The following is a 23,913-nucleotide window of genomic DNA, read 5'->3' on the forward strand; positions in this document are numbered from 1 at the left end:
ACGAGTATCCCGCAAGCTACTGCTGAATGCTAGGCGACATACGCCCACGGCACCGTAAGAATATTGTCGCGGATACGGCGGCGCACCGGATCAAGGGGTATGCCAGCGCTGATAAGCAGTTCCCTTGCCTCGCGCCAGCGGACCCGCGGGCCATAGGGTGCCCACCCCGCGGTGCGATCCCAGGCGTCGTCCGCGTCCCGCAGTAAGGCGTAAATGTTTTCGCCCACAATGTTGCGGTGGATGAGGGCTTTGGGTAAGCGCTCGGCAAGGTCCGAGGGGCGCGTGGAATGGTGTGGGTCCCAGGCAAGTGTGAGGGATTGGGGGCCGCGGGCGTCGAGAAGTACCCAGGAGCAGCGGCGCCCTAGCTCATCGCATGTGCCTTCGATGAAGTAGCCCCCGCGAGCGAGATTGCCGCAAACTTGTTCCCAAACGGTGGAGACTTGGGAGGCGTCGTATTGGCGCAGCACGTTGAGTGCACGCACCAGCACTGGAGTGTGACCGGCGAGCTCGAAACCCCCGTGCGCGAAGCGGACACCGTCGCGCGGTGGCAAGACTCGCGCGGGGTCGATTTCCAAGCCCAGTACGTCGATATCCGAACGTACTTGCCGTAGCCACCGCGCCCATTCGCAGGTGGTGGTGTGGGAGGCGCCGTAGCCAAGGTCGATCACCAACGGGCGTTCCGCATGTAGCAGCGACCGCTGGATCGCCGGGTGGTGGCGCATCCAACGGTCGTAACGTCGCAGGCGGTTGGTGTGGGTCGTGCCGCGGGTAATCACCCCGATTGGCCCCTGTGTGCGAAAACTCGCCCGCAGATTGTGGGCGTGATCAGCCATTTACAGGTTTTCGGTTATCCACTTTTCAGTCAGCGCGCCCTCGTTTGCCAGCAGCTCGGTGATGGCTTCCGCGACCTTTGGTTCGATGGCGGGTCCCATAAACGGGATGGTCACGCTGACTTCGTTCGAATAGTTAAGCGTGGTGGTGTCGCCTTCGCCGCCGATGGTGACGTCGCCCTTGAAGTCCACCGGTGCGCCTTTCACGTCAGCGGTGTAGTTTGCCGCAGTGGCGGAGGTTACGGTGAACACACGCTTGATTTTCAGGGACTGGCTGATCATTGCGCGTACGGCCTCCGGGAGGAGTTCCATAGGCATGATTTCGTAGAGGACGGCCTCAGCGCCGGTGTCGGTTGCGGTGAAGGAGTGAACCTCGCCCGGCTCGGTGGACAGGTTCGCAACGTTGTACGCCCAGTAATCGGCGTTGGTGAGCGCTGCGAAGACTTTTTCGGGGGCGTGGTTGATCGTGACAGTATTTTCAATACGCGTAGCCATACCCAACAGACTACCGTTAGTACCGTGAATGATTCATCGCTTGCTGCTCGCCTTGCCGCGCTCCCGGATGTGACCATCGACCCGGATGTTACGTTTGCCCAGCTCACAACCCTGCATCTTGGTGGCAAACCTGCCCTCGCCGTACGCTGTTCCTCCGCTGACGCCGTAGCAAACGTAGTTTCGCTTCTCGACGCCGCGTCCGTCCCCGTCCTCATCGTCGGCGGCGGCTCCAACCTTGTTGTAGCTGACGGCGACGTCGATGTGGCAGCCGTAATTTTAGAATGTGATGCCGTACGCATCGAGCCGGATACCGGGGTGGTTGTCGCCGAGGCTGGCGCGGTGTGGGACGACGTGGTGGCTGAGTGTGTAGTAGCGGGCGTTGGTGGTGTCGAATGCCTTTCCGGAATACCCGGTTCCGCGGGTGCGACCCCCGTGCAAAATGTTGGTGCGTACGGGGTGGAAATAGCCGATGTACTTACGCGGGTGCGCCTGTGGGATCGTGTTCGCGGCGTCGATGAATGGGTGGCCGCCCGAGACCTCGACTTGGCTTATCGATATTCCAACCTCAAATTCACTGGCCGCGCAGTGGTCCTCGAGGTGGAGTTTGCGTTGACTCCCGACGGGTTGAGTGCGCCGCTGCGTTTCGGGGAGCTCGTTCGTGTGCTTGGTGTCGAAGCTGAAAGCCGCGCGCCAATTGCGCAGGTACGTGAAGCAGTGCTGGCGTTGCGGCGGGGCAAAGGCATGGTGTACGACCCAGCTGACCATGACACCTGGTCCGCGGGTTCGTTCTTTACTAATCCGATTGTTTCTACCGAGGCGGCTGAGCGTGTGCGAGCTATCGCTGAGGAACGTGGAGTGGCCAAGCAAATGCCGTGTTTCGCTGTCACCGGCGGGTGGAAGCTCTCCGCTGCCTGGTTGATTGACAATGCGGGATTTGGCAAAGGATATCCGGGGGAAGGCCAGCCCGCTCGACTATCCACAAAACACACGTTGGCGCTGACAAATCGGGGTACGGCTACGACGTCCGATCTGGTGGCGCTGGCGCGTGATATCCGTGCCGGTGTGGAGGAAGTATTTGGGGTGAGTTTGGAGCCCGAGCCAGTGTGGGTGGGGGTGCAAATCTAACGTCTAGGCTCACCGCAAGGTAACAAAAACACGGGCTTTGGGGGTAGAAAACTCGGCATCTTTCTGGATGAGATGCCGAGTTTTAGCGTGTCAACGTGTGGAAAAGCTTCGCATGGCACCCCTTAAATGGGGTTTTTGCCGGCTTGGGGTTCAAAGGGGAGCTTTACCTAACTAACGTGTTGTGTGTTTTCAATACCTCCGGCCCGTACTAACAACGTTGAGGCGCGCCAGCGGAGGTTACCGCGTCAAGGGAAAGAGATCCTTGTGGGAAGTCAACGGAATACCGAAGCCAGAAATGCAACACGCGAATATTTGGTGGCCGCAGCCATCGGTGTTGCGGGATCCGTGATTATCGTTCCCTTGATCTACCTGCAAGTTGGTCTGAGCTTCCTACACTTTTACCTAGTGGCGGCGGTGCTTGGTTTTTGGGTGCTGCCCTTCGCCCTCGCCTCGCTGCTGGTGCGACGTCCTGGGGCGACGTTGATCGCGGCGTTGACTATTGGTTTTATCTCCGCACTGACCTCACCATTTGGAGCTAGCGCATTGGGGGCGCTCGCCTTAGAGGGCATACTGTTCGAACTTCCGTTTGTGGTGTTGTTGTATCGGCGGTGGAGTGCGTGGCAATACGTGATAAGTGTGATCCTGCTCTGCAGTTTCCTCGGGTGGTTCGTGCCCCAAGCGGTGGGTAGCAGCCAACAATCAACGACAGCCAGTTTGATCTGCGCGCTCATTGCTACCGCCACGGGGTTGGTGTTGCTGCTGGTCACCTATCGGTTACATGCAAAAGTGCTGGCCGCAGGAGTGCTGCGTAAGCGTTAAGGGGCGGTGCACATGCAGGTAGAAAAAGAAACCGAAACAATCGCGGCGCAAGCGGTCAGCATTGAGGCCGCTGCCGGTGCGCAAATAGTTTCAAATGTTTCCTTACGCCTCGGTATGGGTGAAGGCTGTTTGCTCGTCGGCGATTCCGGGTGCGGGAAAACTACCTTCCTGGCGGCCTGTGCCGGGGTAATCACCGAAACTCATCCGGACCTGCGTATCTCTGGCGAGCTGCGCGTGCTTGATCGCGAGGAGATCGAATACCCGTTGCACGAGGGGATCGGTTACGTAGCCCAAGATCCCGATGCCTATGTGCTTATGCCAACCGTTTGGGAGGAGGTTGCGTTTCCGCTAGAGAACCTGGGTTTGCCGTACGAGGAAATAGTGCGGCGGACCGAGCGTTGCCTCGTCGACTTCGCGCTGGATCACCTAGCTTGGGTTAGTCCCTGGCAACTTTCGGGAGGGCAACGCCAGCGGCTCGCCATAGCCTGCATTTGCGTGGCCGAACCGAAACTATATTTGCTTGATGAGCCAACCGCGCATCTCGACGCCGCGTGGGGGCACCGCCTCCTTGCCGCACTCAACGAACGCGTCGAAAGTGGCGAGGCTTCCATGCTCATGGTCTCACATCGGAACCACACCGAAAGCCTCGAAACCGCCAGTGTGTTCCGTCTTTCCTCCCAATCCCCTTCGACGATCGCCGCGGCGCCGTTCGCACTGGGATTTTCCATTCAGACGAGCTACGATATTGAGCTTGATCAGCTGGTCAGCCGGAAGAATTTGGCTAGTTTGCCGGCGGTGAGCGCGTCGATTAAAGCGGGGAAAATCACCGTGATCCGCGGCGAAAACGGTAGCGGGAAGTCCAGCTTATTGCGGGTGCTTGCGGGAGCTGCGCGACCGCACAGTGGTGCGGTCAGAGGTCCCGGAGAATTGCTGGGACGGACCGCATGGTGCCGGCAAAACCCTGAACTTCAGTTTGGTGATGTTACCGTCGCTGAGACGATCCAGCGGGCCAGCTCGGCAACACTCCGACACGCGGCATGGAGTCCAGCGGAAATACAGCACCTGCGGGCAGCGCTCAAGCTAGAACACATTGAAGATGGCGCCTCAGTGTTTATGCTCTCCGGTGGCGAACAGCAGCGCCTTGCCGTGCTCGCGGCCACGCTTCGCGCCGCCCCAATCATGCTGTTCGACGAACCCACCGCGAACCAAGATCCAGTGACAAAAATACTGGTAGCTAGGTGTTTACGTGCGCTCGCAGATGCTGGGGCGACCGTCGTATGGGTATGCCACGACGAACAACTTGCTGCCGAATATGCCGACGCAACAATCGATTTGGGGCGTGCACCCGCGGAGAAACCTACGCCCATCGCTGAGCGAATTGAACGCGCTGACGACCGCAGCCAGCAAACATTGCATCCGGTGGCTATCCAGTTCTGCATTTTTGCAATCATCGTTGCATCGTTCGGCATTGAGTCGGTGGGCTTGCTGTTCGGATTGCTGGCGGTGGCCGTGGCCATCTTGGTGGCGCTGACGTGGAAATCGCCCCGCGCGTTGGCAACAAAACTGCAAGTAATCCTTGCTGTCGGCGTTGTGTTTGCGCTTGTGGGGGCACGCAGCAGCCTTACCGGCGAGATGTCGGGCTCGTACTCAATCATCGTCGCTGGTGCGAGCCATGGCTTGGCGTTGGCTCATTGCGTCGCGTGGGCGATTATCGGCGGCACGGTAACAAATGCGCGGCGCGTGCTGGAATCGGCGCAGCAGAGCTTCCGCCTGAGCGATACCTTCGTGGTGGTGCCCATGACGGGCTTGTCAATCTTGCACTACGTGCGGCATCAGTGGCAGGAAATACTAAACACCCTGCTGGTTAATGAAGCGCGCGGAACCGGATTATGGCCGCGGACGACACACCGTGCGAAGGTGGCCGTCCGTGCCGTATTACCACTGCTAGTGGCCACCATTCGCTTTGCCGAACGCACGTCCGTAGCGCTGCTATCCCGCGGCTACCCGGCACCAAATCCACGCACCAGCAACCAGCGGTATCACTGGCGATGGCGTGACAGCGCCAGCGTATTGTGCGTCATCTTGGGGGTGATATCGGTCAGCGTGTTGGCATAAAACCTGAGGAAAATTACGTCGGCTCCCATAAACACCTATAAACCAGCGCCCATGAAAACAATAGTTCTACAGGAGGATCGTTATGGAGCCACTGCGTTATACACACTTTCTTGATGTGCTACTCGCCCACGAAGGCGAAGAGGTTCTAGGCATAACCTTTATAGATTCACAAGGTGAGGAATTTTATCCATACGGGCAGTTAGTGAAAGATGTTGCGATACTCGCGTGTTATCTCGCTGAATTGGGTGTTCGGCGTGGCGACAATGTCATCATTCAAATCGAAGACAACAAAACCTTAGCCCAAGCCTTCTGGGGGATTGCGTGGCTCGGCGCGGTACCTGTGCCCCTTGGCGTGGCGCGCGATGCACGAAGTGAACGGTTACTGCATTCCGTGTTTGATCTCCTTGATGCGCCGTGGGTGCTTCACGCGGCGGAGCTACCGCTTGGGCATGAAAAAATCGGTGATCGGCTCGTCCAATTGAAGGGCATTGATGCCTTGCGTGAACGAATCGGTGACCTTTCAATCGCCGCTTTTCCTCCCGTGCAACTTCGTGGTGAAGAGACCCGAGTCATCCAATTTTCTTCTGGTTCCACGGGCATGCCTAAAGGGGTGATCGTCACCGAAACTAATCTCCTGGTGGGGCTGCAATCGACAGTTCCAAGAAGGCCAGCGAAGCTGCAAAACAGGATGCTCAGCTGGATGCCGCTTACCCACAACATGTCAATGATCGGTTTTCTCGTCTACGCTGTGTTTTCTAGCTATCCACTCGCGTTGATGCCCACCAAACTGTTTGTGATGAATCCGGCGAGTTGGTTATATGCGATTGATCGGTTCCGCCCGACTATTACCGCTGCGCCAAATTTTGCGTTGAAGCATCTGCTCACCATGCTTCAGGCACGGCCAATTCCGGAAAATAAGGCACCAGACTTGTCTTCTCTGCATAAGCTCGTGTGTGGTTCTGAGCCTATTAGCTTGGAATTGGTAAGCCAATTTGAAGCCATGATGGCTGGCTATGGGCTGCGCAAGAGCATTTTTGTATCGGGGTACGGCCTTTCCGAAGCATGTCTCACGGTGGCAATGAGTGAAATATACGAACCATTGAAGGCAATCTCACTTGACAGGTCAAGAATTACGCCTGGGGCAAATGTGGACGATATTGCGCTTGAGGAATCCCAGGGCGGAAGCACATTCGTCAGCGTGGGTCAGCCCGTACCGCATCTTGAAGTCACCATTTGTGATGATACGGACAATATCCTCACCGAGGGCACTGTTGGTGAAGTTTGCCTCGCGGGCGCCGCAATTACCGAGGATTCGTACACTGCAACGGGGAGGCAACAACACCCAACCACAAGCTACGGGGCGTTGAAAACCGGGGATATTGGTACAATCATCGACGGGGAACTTTATATTATTGGCCGCATTAAAGACATTATCTTTATTGGCGGGAAAAATTACTACGGAAATGATTTAGAGCAAAGCATTGAGCAGAAGTTCCCAGTGCAATGCGTTGCCGGAGGGTACACCGATAAAACAACCGGTACGGAAGCGGTAGTGATATTTCTCTCCAGAAACCAAGGGGTGGACGAGGCTACAAACGGTGTGCAATCAGAGGCCAGTCAGAATGAGATATCTCAGCAGGTTCGCTCCACGCTTATGAAGGACCTTGGCATCCCAGTTGACCGAATCATTTGGGTAGACAGAATACCTCGATCAGCCACCGGTAAGAAGCTCCGTGGAGTGCTGATGTCAAACTTGGTTGAGGTGAATAACTGATGGTAGCGGGTATTGCGGTTCAGGCGATCGCCGAGCGGGTTCGAGAGATACTCTCGGGGGTTTCCGGGGTGGAGTTGAATGAACAAGACTTTGTGCTTAAAAACTCGATTCCGCATTCGGTGACTTTGTTGCATTGTTTCCTCGGGATAGAAGATGAGTTCAATATTCAGTTGCCTGTTGAAGATATTCGGTATGACTATCGGTTTTCCGAGCTCGTTGAGTTAGTTCGTGCCGCTGTCGGAGCAAATATCAACTTTGCTAAAGATCACTCTAGGGGGCACGATGTCCAGTCGCTCCATACTTGGGCCGACCAGATTCCTTTGAATCAGATTCAATTGGCGTATCTGTTTGGGGCAAGTACAGACTTTGAGCTCGGCGGTACGGCCACATACATGTATGTTGAGGCGGAGTACGCCGTGTCGAAAGAGCGGCTTGCGGACTGCCTGAACTCCTTGGTAGCCCGGCACTCGGCGTTTCATTACGTGCCGGATCTAGAGTCCGGAATGCTCGTGCGCGCAGATTTGCCACAAGTAAACGTTGAGATTCGTGACGCAATTTCTGATGCTGATTTGCGGGAGGAACTCAAGGGTAAAGCATCCCGTTCGTTTGTTGAAGAGCCTGGGACAATGCTCGTAGTCGCTGGCGAAACGGGCACTAAACTGTTTGCGTACTTCAATATGGTCGGTTTTGATGCCGGATCAATTTACGTATTTTCACACGAGCTGGATCGGTTGATTGCTGGGGAGACGCTGCCTCCCGCGTTACAGTGCGCTGAGGCGGCTGCGGTAGTAACTGCTAAAAAGCAACGATTTGATGCTGATGAGGATTGGCAGTACTGGAAGCACAAGTTAGACAACTTCCCCCTGCGGCCATCCTCGCTCGTTCCCCTGTTTGGCGATCAGGCACCGTCAATGCGGAGAGTTAGCCACCAGTGTTCTGTGGAACTGGTGAATACGCTTCACCAAGTAGCGAGCGCATTAGAATGCAGTGTTTCTGCGTTACTTCTCGGTGTGCACACCAGTGTGGTGAGCCGATGGTTGAATCAGCCCGAATTTCCTTGGAACGTCACGGTAACTGATCGCGTGTTCTTGCCAAATCAACCGTGCTTAGGTGATTTCACGACTTCCTTGCTGATTGCCGGGCGTAGTGCAGCGGGCGCTAGTCTCGCCCAGACGGTGTTGGCGATCAGCGATGATCTTCGTGAAGGTTTACAGCACCGAGGGGTAAGCGGGGTGGAAGCATTGCAGTGGTTGCAGGACCCCGCTGAACGACGCCTTGCGCGTTGCCCTCTTGTGTTCACCAGCTATCTCGGGGGAACCCAACATAGTTCCCCTCAAGTAACGTACGTTGCGTCGCGGACTGCGCAAGTAGCTCTCGACGTCCAAGTCATGCCGAATGGCGACGGTATGGTGTTGTCTTGGGACGTGGCAGAAGAGTATTTCCCGGCCTACCAAAGAATGTTTGCGCTGGTCTTACAGCAATTGGAAGCGCTGGGTAACTGTCCTATTGATGCCATATCGGTGCCAGCGGTGGACCCCCATGCTTGTCAACATGATCGTGAGTACAACGCAACGACGCGGGATTACCCTGATGTAACCCTGGTGGATTTGGTGCGCAGCACCGTGGAACGAACCCCCGATGCGATAGCGCTGATTGATGTGTCTGCCGCTGGAGAAACAGTAACGTATGGCCAGTTATGGCAAGCTGCTGGCTGTATTGCGCGGGAACTCGAGCAACACGGTATGCGTGTTGGTGACCGTGTTGTGGTGCGCTATACCCGGACCATCCAAGACATACTCAACGTACTTGGCGTCGTTCGTGCTGGTGGCACATACATTCCAGTTGACAGTCAATGGCCGGAGGCGCGGCGGCAACAAATAATGGCGCAGGCCGCGGCGTTTGCTGAGCTTTTCGGTACAAGTGTCATGTATACCGGCGCGCAGGAACGTGGCAACGATGATCTGTATCAGCGTGATGTCCAGTCGCGAGACCTCGCCTATATCATTTTCACCTCCGGGACAACGGGTCGGCCGAAAGGCGTGGAAACCAGCCACCGAGCGGTGGTGAACACTATCCAAAGTTTGATACAAGATTTGCAGCTCACCTCTAGGCATGTGTTCCTTGGGCTTTCGGCGTTGAGCTTTGACTTGTCAGTATTCGACGTGTTTGCTGCATTCGCGGTGGGCGGTCAATTGGCCATCATTCACGATAACCGTGATGTTGACGAGATCATCGCGTGCCTCAAGCACGTTGATGCTCCAGGCAAAAAGATCGTTTGGAATTCAGCACCAGCGTTGTTGGAGTTGCTCTTGCTGCGTCTCCGGCCAACAACGGTGATTCACGGTGTGCGCGTAGTGATGCTTAGCGGGGATCGAATCGGAACAAACGCTGTGCGTAATGCGCGAAAACACTTCCCCGAGGCACGCTTTTTGAGCCTCGGGGGCGCGACGGAGGCTGCCATCTGGTCAATATCCATGGATATCGGCGATGATTCTTTGGACGATGAAACACCCTATGGTTTCGCAATGCCTAACCAAAGCATGCATGTACTTGGCTACGATCGCCAACCTGCCCCGATCGGCGTTGTCGGCGACATATATATCGGCGGTGTAGGTTTAGCGGACCGTTATTGCGCAGCACCGGATCTCACGCACGCTGCCTTTCCCACCATCGATGGTCAGCGGCGATATCGCACGGGGGATCGTGGCTACGTGTCGGAGTTTGGTTACATTTGCTTCGCTGGGCGTGAGGACAATCAAGTGAAAATCCAGGGTTTTCGGGTTGAACTCGATGAGATTCCACAAGCTGCCAAGGCTGCCCTCGTGGCGCGGGATTGCATTGCCATGGCGATAACTCGGCGCAGTGGCCAAACTATGCTTGCTGCTGCATATGTGCCGCGTACAGACGAAATCGGTGATGTGGAATTCCAACGGGCGTTGTCACGGCAGCTGCCGCGGTACATGGTTCCATCGTTGCTTGTGCGCTTTGATGAGTTGCCAACCACGGCGAATGGCAAACTCGATTATCCGGAGATACGTCGCCAATGTGAAGCATCGTTGCAAGCGCCCTCACAAGGAGAAGCGGCGCCAAGTTTTGACGCTCAAGAGCTAGCGGTTGCACGCATCTGGGCAACAGTGTTGGGAGTGCCGATAGGTGCGCTCGATCCGGATAGCACGTTTTTTGAAGCAGGTGGGGATTCGCTGAAGTTTCAAGAGATGCTCGTGCGACTTCGTCAGGAGTTGGGTTTTGGCGCTTCGTTTCGTGATTTGATTCTTCATCCCACGATTGCGCACATCACCCAGTTGTTGGGAGGACCGCGGGAGCACGAGTTGACCGATACTTCCCAAGTGGTCTCGCCGCTAGAAGTGCAGGACTACGGGGAGGATCCGCATGCCCCGTTCCCGTTGACTGATATGCAAATGGCCTACTTTATTGGTCGTGGTGAGGGCTTTGCACTTGGTGGTGTCAGCGAGCACTACTATGTGGAAACCCTCGCGCATGTGGATCTCCGGCGCCTTGAGGGTGCGTTAAACAAGCTGATTGCTCGGCACGGCATGCTTCGTGCGGTGGTGCTTGCAGATGCAACGCAACGGGTATTGCCTACGGTGCCGTATTACCGCATCAATGTCACTGATTTGCGGGCGGTGGATAACGAATCACAGGAGGCTGAGCTGCACGAACTCCGCGACAAGCTGAGCCACCAACTTTTTGATGTGCACACGTGGCCCCTGTTTACGTTGGTGGCCGCGCGGCTTGCGGAGAACACGTATCGGCTGTTTTTCAGCGTAGATATGATTATCGGCGATGGCATGAGCCAACGATTGTTTATTCAGGAACTCAATGCGTTGTATGAGGGCGCTGAACTCGGTGAATTGCAGGCATCGTTTCGGGATTATGTTCTTGCTGATACACGCCGTCGAGCGCACGGGTGGATTGGCGATATCGAAATCCTGGATATTGCGCAAGAGCTTGAGCTGTACCCGGCTGGAAACTATTTGCCGCACTTGCAAGCAGCGGCTGAGGTGCAGCGCGTACGTATGCAGCGGGTTTCGGATTCGCTGGATGCTGCGACGGTGGCTGGCTTGCGGAGGGGTGCCGCGAAGCTTGGCGTTTCGGTGAACACGCTATTTTTGGGGGCCTACATGGCGGTGCTGGGTTTGTGGGCTACTACCGAACGCGTTGGTGTGAACGTGACTACCTTTAATCGGCGTGTCGAGGTTGGGGAACATCGCGGTGTGTTTGGGGATTTCACGGGTTTGGTGTTGCTTTCCGCGGATGCGCGCGCGGCGCAGCGGCCGGACGAGTTCCTGCCGCATTTACATAATCTGATGCTGAAGCATCTTGCGGCTGATTACGCCGGCGTTAAGGCAGTGACGTCGTTGGCTGCTTCCGCCGGGTTGGTAGGGGATGCGGTGGCGCCTTTTGTGTTTACTTCGCTGTTGTTTGATGCTGGGCGTGACGGGGGTGGTGCCGCAGAAACTACAGCGGAGAACGCGCTTGGCGAGGTGGTGTTTGCGATTTCTCAGACGCCCCAAGTGCTCATTGATAATCAACTGTTACAGCGGGGCGATGACATCAGTGTCGCTTGGGATTACGTGGCTGATGTGTTTCCTCCTGGCATGGTTGAGGCGATGTTCGCACGCTACATCGTGTGCGTGCGGGCATTGGCGTCGACCGTACCCGGGCAGTACCCGCCAATCGAGCCGACGCTCGCGGTGCAATTGGGCAAGTATGGGGGCGCTTCGTCTGCGTATCGACGCCCCGCCTCGCCCCGCTCAACTACACCACCCACCCTTGCTGCCGCGGACGGCACAATGTTGCGGGAGATTGTGGAACTTTCGTCGTCGCGTTGTGGTCCGGGGAAGCGTGTGCCGTCGGATTCGAATCTGCTGGAGCAGGGGCTGGATTCCTTGGGATTTGTGCAATTGATTCGGGACGTAGAGCAGCGATACTGCGTGCAATTGCCACTGGCGGCCGCGTTGGCGCGGCCAACAGCTGCGCATATCGCCGAATTGGTGGGTTCGGCGCGCCGTGAAAACGGTGGTGCGCGGCACCATTACGGCATGCAATTGTTGCGGCGACGGTACGTTGACAGCGGCAAAACAGACCATTATGTGGTCTGTATTCATGGTGGTTTCGGGTCTATTGACGTTTATAGTGAGCTTGCGCTGCACGCACCGGAAGATGCTGAGGTGTGGGGTTTGCCGTATCCCGGGCTGAGCCACAATTTTCCGCAAGAGGTGGAATTGCGGCACTTGGCCGCCGAATATGCCGAGTTGATTCGCCAAGAGCTCCCGACCAGCGCCAATGTAACGCTCATTGGCTGGAGCCTGGGGGGCTCGATAGCTCATGAGCTGGCCGGACTTTTGCGTGACGAGTTCGACCTTGTTGTAGCGTTGCTTGATTCCCTTGCCCCAGGCATCCAAGTGGAAACTGCGTTGGATTCTGCGGAGGACGGGAGGACTCTCGTTGCACGTGTTGCCTCACGATTAGGCATTGCCTCGCCACACACCGACTCTCCATCAGCTGATTGGTGGGATGAGCTTGTAGAAAATTGTCAGGCCGTGGGGAAAGAAGCAGAGCTGGTGTACGAGATAGCCAGGGAGATTTCTCCCTCGTTGGTTGCTGATCTGGGGCTCGCGGGGCAAGCCGTAACTGTCCGTGAATTCAATGCGCTGCGGAGCCTTTTGGCTGCTCGAAATCGGTTTGTACCAGCAGCACACGTTGATAGCGCAATCCTTGTTATCCCCCAAGACGGTGAAGCTCGCGAAGACGAAGGCTGGACGCAATATATCAGGACGGTGCAGACCGTTGAGTGTGAAGGCAACCACTATTCCATGTTGTTGGGCGACGGTGCGAAGGCAACTGCGAACATCATTTGGGGATTAGGGGAGGGGAGTGTGCAGTGAGCGCAGTACAAGGCCCCCGCATCTTAGTAGTCGGTGGAACTGGAGTCACAGGCAGGAAAGTGGCGCAATACCTTGTCCAGTACCTCCAGCAACCGGGGCGCGTTGATGTGACATCGAGGCGACCGAAGAAACTAGCCAATCATCGGGTATTCAACCCAGCAAATCGCGCGGCAAGTATCGCAACCCTTGCCGAATATGATGTGGCAATCATTTGCGCAGGTCCCTTTGAACAACTTGGTGCCGCCATCCACGAACTATGTATCGAAGCTGGAACAAGTTGCGTTGATGTGAATGATGCAATCGATGCGGCGCGGGATATTGCGCGGCTTGACGAGTCCGCGGCGTCGAGAAGCGTACGCGTTATTACAGGGTGCGGTTTCAATCCGGGAATTTCCACGGCAATGCTCTGCCGGTGGCGCGGGCACGACGTGGTAGAAGTGCGAGAATGCTTGCGTAGTGAGTCTGGGGAAGCCGGAGCCACCGCGCTACACTCCCTGCTGATGACGCTGGCAACCGAGCGCCGCTGCCTAACCAACGGTGCGGAATCGCTTCAACGGCAGCCAGTGATTGAAGCCGGTGCCGTGAGCTATGAAAGCCCCGACATTGATGGCGTACGGCGCATCTGGCCAGCCGTGCAGGAATTCCGATACCAAGTGCAATTTTCCGGCTTGCCCGAACGTAGCATGCGCACCTTGAGCTCCCGAAAAATCTATAAACAACCCGTGGTGCAACGAGGGCTTGCGAAGCTGCTGGCCGCGGTGGCGCGAAGGCGAGCGGCGAACGTCGCGGAACCCCCAGCTTCGACCCTTGAAGTCGTAGCTCGCGATCAAGCCGGGAACACATATATCCAGCGGCTTCAAGGCGCAGGTTCGTACGATTTGACTGCGTTCGCGGCCGCGCAATGCGCCTTGTGGATGCTGCGGCATCGAGCAACGCTCCAAGGCGGGGTACACACCATCGACTGCGTGAATGGCCTGGGAGATTTTCTCCTTTTTCAATTACAACAGTGCGCCATGGCAACCATTGACCAATACGAACAAGAGGACATGTGATGGCAAATCCGATTACGGTGACAGACTTGCATAAAACCTATAAGGCGGCGTCGAAAAGCGTTGCAGCCAAACACGTGCTTCGTGGGCTGTCGTTTACGATTGACCGGCCCGGGGTGTTTACATTCCTAGGACATAACGGAGCCGGGAAAACCACGCTCATAAAGATCCTCTCCACGCTGCTTTCGGGCGACAGCGGGGACGCAAACATTTGCGGATTCGATGTGGCGAAACAACCTGGGCACGTCCGCGAAATCATCGCAATGACGGGGCAGTACGCCGCAGTAGACGAACAACTGACCGGTAGGGAAAACATCGAGTTTTTCGGTCGGTTGCGTGGTTTGCGGAAAGCGGATGCCGCGGCCCGCGCGACCGAGCTGCTCGAAAAATTCGAATTGGCGCACGCGGGGGATCAGCCTGTGAATTCCTATTCGGGTGGGATGAGACGCCGATTAGATATTTCCGTTTCGTTGGTTACACCACCAAAGGTTTTGTTTTTGGATGAGCCGAGTACGGGGCTTGATCCTGTAAGCCGCAACGAATTGTGGGCACTGATCCGGCGATTGACGGACACGGGGATGACGATAATTTTGACTACGCAGTATCTCGAGGAAGCCGACGCGCTTTCAGATCGTATTTTTGTGCTCAAAGATGGGGTTGTCGCACTCGAGGGGACTCCTAGCGAATTGCGCCACCAATTGGGAGATTCCGTGCTACGGCTGCGTTTCGACGGCGCGCAAGCGGCATCCGCCGCGCACGAACGTTTGCGCGAGCTGAATGTGGATGCGAGGGTCTCGCCGGAAAATCCGAGCATTGTGGTGGTGTATGCGCGCGAGTCTATGGCTCCGGAAGTGATTCTCTCTCAACTTGCGGAAGCGGGCCGCAGGCCAACGGAGTTTTCGCTGGCGGCGCCGACACTTGATGAGGTGTTCATTCAGCTGAATCGTGCGGAGGCAGGCCAATGACGCGATCACCTTCAATCGTAGGGGAGACGTTGGTCCACTACCGTCGCGGATTGACGCTGTTGAGCCGCAACAAAGCGTCACTCGTTTCTGCCTTTGTGGTGCCGTCCTTCTTCTTCCTTTGCCTTTACGGGGTATTCCATCACGCGGCTGAGCAGGCGGGAATGGACTACACCACCATTGTGCTTGGTGGGTGTTTATTCCAAGGGGCAATGTTTTCCGCTGCGGCCTCCGCAATGGTGGTTGCCCGCGACATTGACGACGGATTTGTGATGCGTGTGGCGGCAACGTCCCGCTCACTTTTGCCGTATGCCATGGGGCGCCTTTTGGTGGATTGCACTCGAGCCTTCGCCTCGAGTGTCGTCCTCGTGGTGATTGCAATGATGTTGGAATACCGCCCCACCACGGCTGAGCTTGTGGCGGCGATTGGCGTCACCGTTGCTGTTTCGCTGATCCTTGCGCTCCTTGCGGACTCCGTAATTTTTATCAGTAAACGGCCGGTCGCCGTGGCAAGTGGAATTCAATCATTCGAAATGCTGGCGCTGCTGTTCTCCACTGCGTTTGTGCCAGCGGATGCCCTCACGGGGACCACAAAAACACTGGTCATGTATTCCCCAGTCAGTCCACTTGTGGAGCTCATTCGATATGAGGACATGGCGGCCTCCCGGGTGTGGACGGCATGTGCCTATGCAGGTATTGCGTTGCTCGTGGGTATTACCGTGATGGCGTACAGCACGAAGAATAAGGAGTGGTAGCACAATGCTAACCGTTACATGGGTTCACGCATTGCGGATCCTGCGTACCTGGTTCCGAAATGTAGGTGACATCATCTTCTTATCGGTCGTGCCGGTGGCGCAGTTGTACATCGTCGACACAATTTTTGGCAACCTCGTTGACCTTTTCACCTCCGCATTTAGCATAGAAAAAGCCACGGTACTCACCGCAGTTTCATGGGCATTCATGCTCGCTACCACGTCTGGAGGTGCGATCGTAGCAGAACGGCGTAGTGGATTGCATGACAGGTTTTGGGTGCAACCGCAAGGATTCTATCCGGCACTGCTCGGTCGCTGGTTAGCCGAATTCGTACGCGCCACGCTTTCCGTAACCATCGTTTGTGTCGCTGCATCCGTGTTTTTGCACGCTGATCTTGTGCACGCGTTTGGCTGGGTGTTTGCTCCGGTGCTGTTGTTGGTATGCTTCGCATCCTCAGGCATCGCCACGGTCATTGGATTTAGCATTCAAGATGCGCAAGGTGCGGTAACGTTTGTTCCGTTGGTTGTGGCCGCAATGTTCCTTAATACTGCGATGATGCCCGCCGATTCGTTTGGTTCGGTGTTGCGGCACATTGTTGAATACACTCCAATTTCCGCAGTTGTTCATGTCCTGTTGGATTCAAACTCGCTGCGCGACTGGGTGTTATTTGCGGCTTGGATTGGTGGTTTTACTTTCCTCGCCCTAGTGCTGATAGCTAAAAGGGGTAGGGGGCAGCGATGGGAACACTAGTAAATTGGGTGTCGAACTCGAGCCTGTACCTCAAATACTATGAGCAGCGCATCCACCCGCGGTTTATCCGAAAGTTTGCCCGGCAAGAGCTTGGCCACGAACGCATATACGAGCGGCTGATTCACTTAGCTGGGAGCCGACGATGCGCTAATGAACGAGGCACCATAGCGGACTTAGCCTGCGGCACTGGTTGGTATTCACGCGCAGTGGCGCAAGATCCACTGCGCCAACAATGGCGGATCGTCGGGTTGGATTGTTCGCCTAAAGCGGTGTCTTTTGCGCAACGAAAGGCCGCGGAAACCCTATCGGCAGCGCAAGCTTCCCGTGTGCAGTACTACACAGCCGATATTGCAAGAGACGACTTAGCGCGATATGGCAAGTTCGAGGAGATTTGGCTTTGTGGCGCGATTCATCAAATCCCAGACGCAGCGGCTGCGTTGCGCAACGTCGCTGCGGTTCTAGCACCAGACGGGATTGTTATGGTGCAAACCTTCCTTGACTACCCCAATTTTGGCGAGGCGATTGATCGCCTGGCCCTTGAAAACGTGGGGCACCGGATTTTTGGATCAGCCGAATGGGCAGATCTGCTCGCGGCTGCTGGCCTGGTGCCGCTCGCCGAGCAGCAGTTCGGGCTTGTGCAACTTACCGTGTTGGAGCGAGGTGCGGGAGCGTGACAATTTTTCAGGAGTTCCGCGGCAAACTGGCGGTGATCACCGGGTTATCGGTGCTCGTGGCCGTGCTCACCGTGATTCCGCTGGTGGCCATGCTCTGGCTGGCGGGGGATCCCAGTCGGCGCAACACTGCGGTGACGATGTTATTGGCGGCGGTAATTATCCGTTATTTCTTGCACGGTGCGACCGGATTGTATTCGCATCGCGTGGATAATGATGTCCAGTTGAGTCTTCGACGGAAGCTTGTGCATCACCTGCGGAACGTGCCGTTAGGTTGGATCGAGCATCGACAAAGCCAAGGCATCGTTGCGCTGGTGCAGCGGAGCGTCTCCAGTGTGCATCACCTGATCGGGCATGCTTTGCACGATACGGTGCAAGCCCTGGTGGTTCCGCTGCTTTCTTTAGGCTTTCTATTCGCCTTGAGTCCGCGCATGGCCGGGATAGCGTTGCTGCCGATCCTGGGTGTAGGAATCACCATGTCGATCATGCTTGCGGTGGGAAAGCAACGGCAGCAGCGTCATGATGACACGTTGACCGAATTCACCGGTGCGGTGGTGGAACGCGCTCACGGTGCGGCATCGTTTGCACTCTACGATGAAGACGATGCCGCCGCAGGCAGGCTTCAACGTGCTGGCGACGAGTATATTGACGCCTGGAATGCCTGGTCCAAGCAATCTTCCTGGTATCTGAGCCTTATCGATCTATGCGTGGCCCCAATTGCGATTATGCTGCTGATGGTTTCGGCGGCAGATCTTGAATCGGGGCTGGTGCAACTCACAGCCGGCCTCGTGCTTGGTTTGGGCATTGCGGCTCCGCTGTTGAATTTCGCGGCGAGTTCACAAGCATTATCGAGTGGCATTGCGGCGGCGAAAGAGATCGAGGAAGTCTTAGCTGTCGAACCTTTGCCCGTGCCAGAAACACCTGCCGTATTACCGCACGGCGCATCGGGCAGGGTGGAATTCAAACAGGTGACCTTTTCTTACCCGACGGCAGCCGATGGCGAGAAGGCGATAGCTGATTTTTCGCTGGTGGTGGAACCTGGCACCACAACCGCCTTGGTGGGGGCGTCCGGAAGTGGAAAAACGACGTTGGTCCGCCTGCTTGCGCGGTTTCACGACGTCGATAAGGGCGGCGTTTTTATCGACGGCGTGGACGTGCGCGAGCTGGGTATGCGCGACGTGTATCAGAACTTGGCAATCGTCTTTCAGGAGCCGCAATTACTTTCCGTTTCCATTAGGGACAATTTGCGCCTCGGTGCGCGCGGCGAACCCAGCGACGAACAACTATTTGAAGCTGCCGAAAAGGCTTGCATTGCCGATTACATTCGTGGACTCAAAAATGGGCTCGATAGCGTGATCGGTGTCGATGCCAACCCTAGCGGTGGACAAGCGCAACGCCTCAGTATTGCGCGGGCATTCCTGCAGCAGCCTCGGGTAATCATCCTTGATGAAGCTACGGCATTCACCGACCCAGAATCGCAAGCCGAATTGCAGCAGGCGTTGAGTAATTTCGCCAAAGGGCGGACCTGCATCGTGATCGCGCACCGGCTCCGCACGATCGCCGGGGCAGATCAAATAGCTGTTCTGGAAGCCGGTAGGCTCGCCGAGATTGGCGCACACGATGACCTGCTGCACGCAGGCGGAATCTACACGGACCTGTGGGAGAAACTAGCATGATACGGGCACTATTTCGATTGCTGGAAAGCCTTGGTAATGCGGGCAAAACCGCACGAGGCAACGTGGTTGCATTGTTTATCACCGCAGCGCTCGGAGCGGTGTGCGAAGGAATCGCGTTTATTGCGCTGATTCCGCTGTTCACGCGGGTGCGTGCCGGGGAAGACATCGGCCAGATTATGACTCTCCTGGTGTGTTTACTTGGCGGGTTTATTGTGTTTCACACCGTCTCTGGGCAAATCGGACGCCGAGCTAGTACCGGGATTCTCGCCGCATTGATACGTGTATTCGAAGATAGGTTGCGTACCTTACCGGTGGGGTACTTTGGACCCACCACAACCGGTCGGTTTATTGAACTCTCCGGGTCCGGAATCAGTTTTTCTGGTGCGGTAGTTTCGACTGTGATTCGTCCGGTGGTTGGAGCGATCGTGACGCCCGTGGTGCTGGTGTGCGGGTTGCTGTACTTTATGCCATTGGTTGCCGTGGTGTGTATCTGCGGTCTACCGCTCCTGTACTTGGCATATCGAGCGGTTGCCCGAGCGGGGAATGTGTCATCGAAGGAGTTTGAGGCGGCCAGCGCCGCAACCTCCAGCCGATTGACAGAGTTCGTTCGGGCGCAAGCCGCAATCCGAGCCGCTGAGGTGCGCCAATCCGGAGACGGATCAATCGCCGATGAAGTAATGGATAACGCACTGCGCGCCCAGCACCAGGCGTTTGACAACGCAACGGTGATCCAAGGTGCTGCGATTGGCAGGATGACCACCCTTGCACAGGCTGTGATGGTCGCCGGTGTGATCGCCGCGGCGGTTACTGATGTGCAATCGGCGCAATTTTTGGCACTAGCGGTGGTTCTGACTCGTATGATCGATCCAATCATTGGCGCGGGAACGCTTCAAGGCGGATTTGGTCAGGCTGCTTCCACGCTGGAACAGCTCGAGGAACTAGCGGCCGTACCAGCGCTTGACGAGCCCAACAATGGTTCGACGGTAGATGTTGAGCGCCGCGCAGGGGGTAGCACTATTGCGTTACAGCACGTGGATTTTGGATACGGGGAACAGCAGGTCCTCCACGATATTTCGTTTACCGCAGAGCCGGGTACGGTGACGGCTATTGTCGGCCCCTCCGGGTGTGGGAAAACTACCGTGCTGAAACTTCTGGCGCGTTTCGTTGATCCCTGGGGTGGCGAGGTCACCTTCAATGGGCTGCCATTCTCGCAGTGTGGAAGCGGTGAAGTGCGTAAACACATTGGTGCGGTATTCCAAGACACCTATCTGCCGGGGGCGAAGCTTAGCGATGCGTTACGAATTGCCCACCCACACGCTAGCGAAGCCGAATGCCAAACCGCACTGCACCAAGCAATGCTTGGCGACGAGTTGAGGTTGGAGCAAACCATCGGCGAGGGAGGGTCGGCGCTATCCGGTGGTGAAAGGCAACGCGTGTGCATAGCACGCGCCCTGTTGGCCGATCGGCCAGTGATGTTGTTTGATGAGCCGACGGCGTCGTTGGACTCATACGCGGAACGTGGGGTGATGGACCTCATCGGAGACCTGCGAGCTGCCGGAAAGACCATCATCATGGTGGCGAACAAGCTATCTACCGTGGAGCAGGCCGATCAGATCGTGGTGTTTGATGGGCAGGGGCGAATCGCGGACTGCGGTAGGCACGATGAGCTGATGGCGCGGTGCCAGAGCTACCGCCGCGGCGTTGAAAAAGAACAACAAACAAGTAATTGGAGGCTGGTATAGCAGCCCTCGAATAAGCTTTCGCTTGCGATGTGAACGCATGGTTATTTTGCCAAACTCGCTATAAAATATTGCACACTATTGATATCCTCATACGGTACTAATATGTGCAATAATCCGCGTTTTACTTTGCGGGCTATCCTTCAAGGAGTGCGAGGATCATGCAAAAGTCTATGAATGCCATCATTGTCATCGCGGCAACAGTGCTCTGTCTGGGCCTCTGCACACCGTTTGCCCAGGCAGACGATGCTCCCGAATGTCCCGCAGTGGAAATTATTGCCGCCCGCGGCACCACGGAGGACAGCATCGGCCCACAGTATTATGGCAACGCGCAAAGCAACGGGTTTGAGGGGGAGATTATCAAAAGGTTTTTCACTTACCTCGAGCAGCGCCATGGGTCGGAGATCTTCAACGGCGTTGCGGTGACCGGCGTGGATGAGGCCGCCTACCGCGCCGACCCAGAATTGCCGCAGGAGGTGATTGACCCGCCAAACAATGAGGATCGTGTCGCTGCCGCCACCCGGCTGATCGCCGAACAGGGGTCTGTAACCACTATTTTCGAACCGTTTGTGAGTTTCCTTCGCTCCGTGTTTGACGGCACGAACACGATCCCTGCTGCGATGAATGAAGAGCATCACCAGCAGGGCTGCTCCCCGAAGACAGTCTTAGTTGGTTATTCGCAAGGAGTCATGGTGTTGCGTTCCTATGAGGAGCAGCTGGCCCGACAAGGGACCTTGGTAGGTTCGCTGATGCTTGGCAACCCAGAGTTGAAGATGGGGGATGCTGACGCCGGACAACCTCAGCATTCCGGTGGCTTGTTCGCGTTGTCTACCGCACCGCCGCAGCAGATGGCGCCGCGCTACGAATATTGCAAGCGGAACGATTTCGTGTGCGACACCTCTGCGGACGTCTCGGCTGGCATTGACATGCACTTGTCTTACTTCGATCCAGAATCCCCGTTCGATGCTCACGATGAGGCGGCGGCGGACATGGTTGCCCAGTGGGTGCGCGACGCAAAAGGTTAGGCTAGATATCAAAGGTTAGGGCAGCATCTGGGGCTTAAGGGCCTTGATATTTGTGAGGAGTCGTCGCCAACATGGAAAACCGCGAGGTTATCGATTGGGTGCCCGATCGGCGTAGAGCATGGTGGATGAATATTGTTGGGCTGATCCTGACCATTGGTGCCATCGTGGGATATGCGGCGCTTTTCCTTTGGACGCAATCCGGATTCCTCTCAGTGAAGCTCGGGGTTGCGGAACTGTTTGGGGTGCTGGCCATGACAGTTGGAATAGTCGCCTTAGCTTGGATCCACGAATTGATACATGGCTTCGCTTTGCGCACTTTGGGGTTCAAGCCTAAGTACGGTGCTCTCATGATCGGTGGCGTTGCACCCGCGTTTTATTGCACGTCCCCGGGTGCAGTGATGTCGAAAGGCGCATTCGTGTACGTTGCCCTCTTGCCAGGGATCGTGCTTGGGGTGGTCCCCATAGTATGGATCCTTGCTCAATGGCCGGGCAGCGGTTGGCTGGTCATTCCGGCCGGCTTGCTCTTGGGCGGCGCGGTGGGGGATATTTTTCTAGCTACTCGTGTGCTCATTGCGCCGCGCGGGACACGCGTGGAAGATATTCGAGACGGTGTACGGTTGCATCTACCTGTGGGTTCATCCGTGTCTTAGCTGGCTGCGTGGGTAATAATTACGCAACGAGAGTATTGTTGCTGTAATGACAAAGCGGCGACGTTGGCTGGCATTAGGGCTGCTATCACTGGGGTTATTGATGGTGGTCATGGACATGACAATCCTCATTATGGCCTTGCCGAACCTCATTGAAGATCTCCAATCGACGGCCACTGAACAGCTGTGGATCGTGGACGTGTATTCGCTCATTCTTGCGGGTCTTTTGATTCCGATGAGCGCATTGGCAGATAGATATGGCCGCAAGAAAGTGCTCCTGATTGGCTTTGCACTCTTCGGCCTGGTGTCCGCGCTGGTGCTGGTGGCGGAGACGTCGATAGGTGTGATTGCGCTGCGGGCGGTGCTCGGCGCGGCGGGGGCAATGATTATGCCGACCACGTTGTCCATGGTGCGCAGTATTTTCGAAGACCCAGCCGAACGAACGCGAGCCTTAGCGATATGGTCTGTGGTTGCGGGCGTCGGTGCGGTGGTCGGCCCGTTGGTCGGCGGTGGACTTCTCGAATTTTACAGCTGGCACTCCGCGTTCCTTGTGAACATTCCGGTGGTGCTCGTTGTGATTGTTGCTGGCGCGGTGCTGTTGCCGGAAGTGAAAGATCCTCATCCACCTCGGTGGGACATGCTGGCGATCATTCTTTCCGTCTCCGGCATGGTGACATTGGTGTGGAGCATCAAAGAATTGGCCAAACACGACTGGGTCGAACCTGTGGACTGGGCGAAACTTATCGCGGGCGCGGTGCTTATGGGCCTGTTCACCTTACGTTGTCTACGCCGCGACGAGCCGTTGCTGGACGTCCGGCTGTTTACCTCTCGATCCTTTACCGCAGGCACGATCGCCGCGTTAACTACTAGCTTCGGCCTCGGCGGCATCATGCTGCTGATCGTGCAGTGGCTGCAAATCGTCGCAGGGTATTCGCCAATACATGCAGGGGTGGCCATTTTACCGATGGCCGCGGGGGCAATGATTACCGCTCCATTCGCCCCTGACCTGGCAAAACGATGCAGTGCGCGACTGGTGGTGGCTACGGGCTTAGTGATCGGTGCCGTGGGTATGTTCCTATTGGTTTATCCGTCTGAGCTGAGCGAATACTGGCAATTTGTCGCTCCGATGGCGTGCGTGGGGGCTGGGATGGGTTCGTTGGCCATCGCTTCGGCGATCATTATGGGCAGTACTCCCATGGAAAAGGCTGGCAACGCCGCAGCCATTGAAGAATCTATGTACGATCTGGGCAATGTGCTGGGCGTGGCAATCCTGGGTAGCGTAGCGGCCGCAAAGTACCGAAACGAATTGGATATTGCGGCCATCGTGGGGCCTTTGCCCAGCGGTACTGAGGCAGCTGACTTTGCCCAAGAGTCGCTGGTGGGCGCGCTCTATCTGGCGGAACAGATGGGCCTGCCAGAGTTGGCCGAGCAAGCCACCAACGCTTTTGATCTAGGTATCGCGCAGGCGGCGCTGGTCGGCGGGTTAGTCATGCTCGCCGCCGCCGGGCTGGTATTTGCACTGGTGCCTAAGGGTTTTGATGTGACCGCTGGGCACTAGCGGCGCGGCGGCAGCT

17 protein-coding genes and 1 pseudogene are annotated in these 23,913 nt (G+C 56.5%); 16 read left to right on the top strand and 2 right to left on the bottom strand.

Annotated features, from left to right (window positions below; all coding sequences use genetic code 11):
- Positions 1-29 precede the first annotated feature (29 nt).
- Together Q4D83_RS11120 and Q4D83_RS11125 are read right to left on the bottom strand one after the other, a co-directional pair.
- A complete protein-coding gene (locus Q4D83_RS11120) occupies positions 30-833 on the bottom strand; it encodes a class I SAM-dependent methyltransferase (protein WP_303175383.1) in 804 nt (267 codons plus the stop codon).
- Positions 834-1,325 (bottom strand): DUF2505 domain-containing protein, encoded by a 492-nt coding sequence (locus Q4D83_RS11125; protein ID WP_303175384.1) that lies wholly within the window; start codon positions 1,323-1,325, stop codon positions 834-836.
- Between the two features lie 69 nt (positions 1,326-1,394).
- On the opposite strand from Q4D83_RS11125, the gene Q4D83_RS11130 reads away from it, so the two are divergent.
- From Q4D83_RS11130 to Q4D83_RS11200, 16 genes and pseudogenes are all read left to right on the top strand, one after another.
- Positions 1,395-2,450 carry a UDP-N-acetylmuramate dehydrogenase gene (locus tag Q4D83_RS11130; protein ID WP_303175470.1) on the top strand — a complete coding sequence of 352 codons (1,056 nt, stop codon included), beginning with the start codon at positions 1,395-1,397 and terminating at the stop codon, positions 2,448-2,450.
- Between the two features lie 264 nt (positions 2,451-2,714).
- A complete protein-coding gene (locus Q4D83_RS11135; protein ID WP_303175385.1) occupies positions 2,715-3,269 on the top strand; it encodes an ECF transporter S component in 555 nt (184 codons plus the stop codon).
- Between the two features lie 12 nt (positions 3,270-3,281).
- The gene (locus Q4D83_RS11140) at positions 3,282-5,384 is read left to right on the top strand and encodes an ATP-binding cassette domain-containing protein (protein ID WP_303175386.1); all 2,103 of its coding nucleotides are present in this window, start codon (positions 3,282-3,284) and stop codon (positions 5,382-5,384) included.
- An 82-nt stretch (positions 5,385-5,466) separates the two neighbouring features.
- Positions 5,467-7,158, top strand: a complete 1,692-nt coding sequence (locus tag Q4D83_RS11145) for an AMP-binding protein (RefSeq protein ID WP_303175387.1) — start codon at positions 5,467-5,469, stop codon at positions 7,156-7,158.
- Complete coding sequence (locus Q4D83_RS11150) at positions 7,158-13,067, top strand: alpha/beta fold hydrolase (protein ID WP_303175388.1); 5,910 nt, start codon at positions 7,158-7,160, stop codon at positions 13,065-13,067. Before Q4D83_RS11145 ends, Q4D83_RS11150 begins: the two co-directional genes overlap by 1 nt.
- A pseudogene (locus Q4D83_RS12075) lies at positions 13,064-13,351 on the top strand (saccharopine dehydrogenase NADP-binding domain-containing protein); the annotation flags it as partial. The gene Q4D83_RS11150 and the pseudogene Q4D83_RS12075, both read left to right, overlap by 4 nt.
- A 3-nt stretch (positions 13,352-13,354) precedes the next feature.
- Positions 13,355-14,119: a hypothetical protein gene (locus Q4D83_RS11155; protein ID WP_303175389.1), complete on the top strand. Its 765-nt coding sequence runs from the start codon at positions 13,355-13,357 to the stop codon at positions 14,117-14,119.
- On the top strand, positions 14,119-15,081 hold the full coding sequence (locus Q4D83_RS11160; protein ID WP_303175390.1) for an ATP-binding cassette domain-containing protein: 963 nt from the start codon (positions 14,119-14,121) through the stop codon (positions 15,079-15,081). The genes Q4D83_RS11155 and Q4D83_RS11160 overlap by 1 nt, the downstream gene beginning before the upstream one ends.
- Entirely contained in the window at positions 15,078-15,833 is a 756-nt protein-coding gene (locus Q4D83_RS11165; RefSeq protein WP_303175391.1) for an ABC transporter permease, read from the top strand. The genes Q4D83_RS11160 and Q4D83_RS11165 overlap by 4 nt, the downstream gene beginning before the upstream one ends.
- A gap of 4 nt (positions 15,834-15,837) precedes the next feature.
- Positions 15,838-16,581: an ABC transporter permease gene (locus Q4D83_RS11170; RefSeq protein ID WP_303175392.1), complete on the top strand. Its 744-nt coding sequence runs from the start codon at positions 15,838-15,840 to the stop codon at positions 16,579-16,581.
- The gene (locus Q4D83_RS11175) at positions 16,569-17,255 is read left to right on the top strand and encodes a bifunctional 2-polyprenyl-6-hydroxyphenol methylase/3-demethylubiquinol 3-O-methyltransferase UbiG (protein ID WP_303175393.1); all 687 of its coding nucleotides are present in this window, start codon (positions 16,569-16,571) and stop codon (positions 17,253-17,255) included. The genes Q4D83_RS11170 and Q4D83_RS11175 overlap by 13 nt, the downstream gene beginning before the upstream one ends.
- The gene (locus tag Q4D83_RS11180) at positions 17,252-18,928 is read left to right on the top strand and encodes an ABC transporter ATP-binding protein (protein ID WP_303175394.1); all 1,677 of its coding nucleotides are present in this window, start codon (positions 17,252-17,254) and stop codon (positions 18,926-18,928) included. Before Q4D83_RS11175 ends, Q4D83_RS11180 begins: the two co-directional genes overlap by 4 nt.
- On the top strand, positions 18,925-20,670 hold the full coding sequence (locus tag Q4D83_RS11185; RefSeq protein WP_303175395.1) for an ABC transporter ATP-binding protein: 1,746 nt from the start codon (positions 18,925-18,927) through the stop codon (positions 20,668-20,670). Before Q4D83_RS11180 ends, Q4D83_RS11185 begins: the two co-directional genes overlap by 4 nt.
- Positions 20,671-20,828: 158 nt before the next feature.
- Entirely contained in the window at positions 20,829-21,692 is an 864-nt protein-coding gene (locus Q4D83_RS11190; protein ID WP_303175396.1) for a cutinase family protein, read from the top strand.
- A gap of 71 nt (positions 21,693-21,763) precedes the next feature.
- Complete coding sequence (locus Q4D83_RS11195; protein ID WP_303175397.1) at positions 21,764-22,342, top strand: DUF3267 domain-containing protein; 579 nt, start codon at positions 21,764-21,766, stop codon at positions 22,340-22,342.
- A 46-nt stretch (positions 22,343-22,388) separates the two neighbouring features.
- On the top strand, positions 22,389-23,897 hold the full coding sequence (locus tag Q4D83_RS11200) for an MFS transporter (protein WP_303175398.1): 1,509 nt from the start codon (positions 22,389-22,391) through the stop codon (positions 23,895-23,897).
- Positions 23,898-23,913: the final 16 nt, after the last annotated feature.

Origin of the sequence: Corynebacterium sp. (genome assembly GCF_030532715.1) — a bacterium.
Lineage (GTDB): Bacteria > Actinomycetota > Actinomycetes > Mycobacteriales > Mycobacteriaceae > Corynebacterium.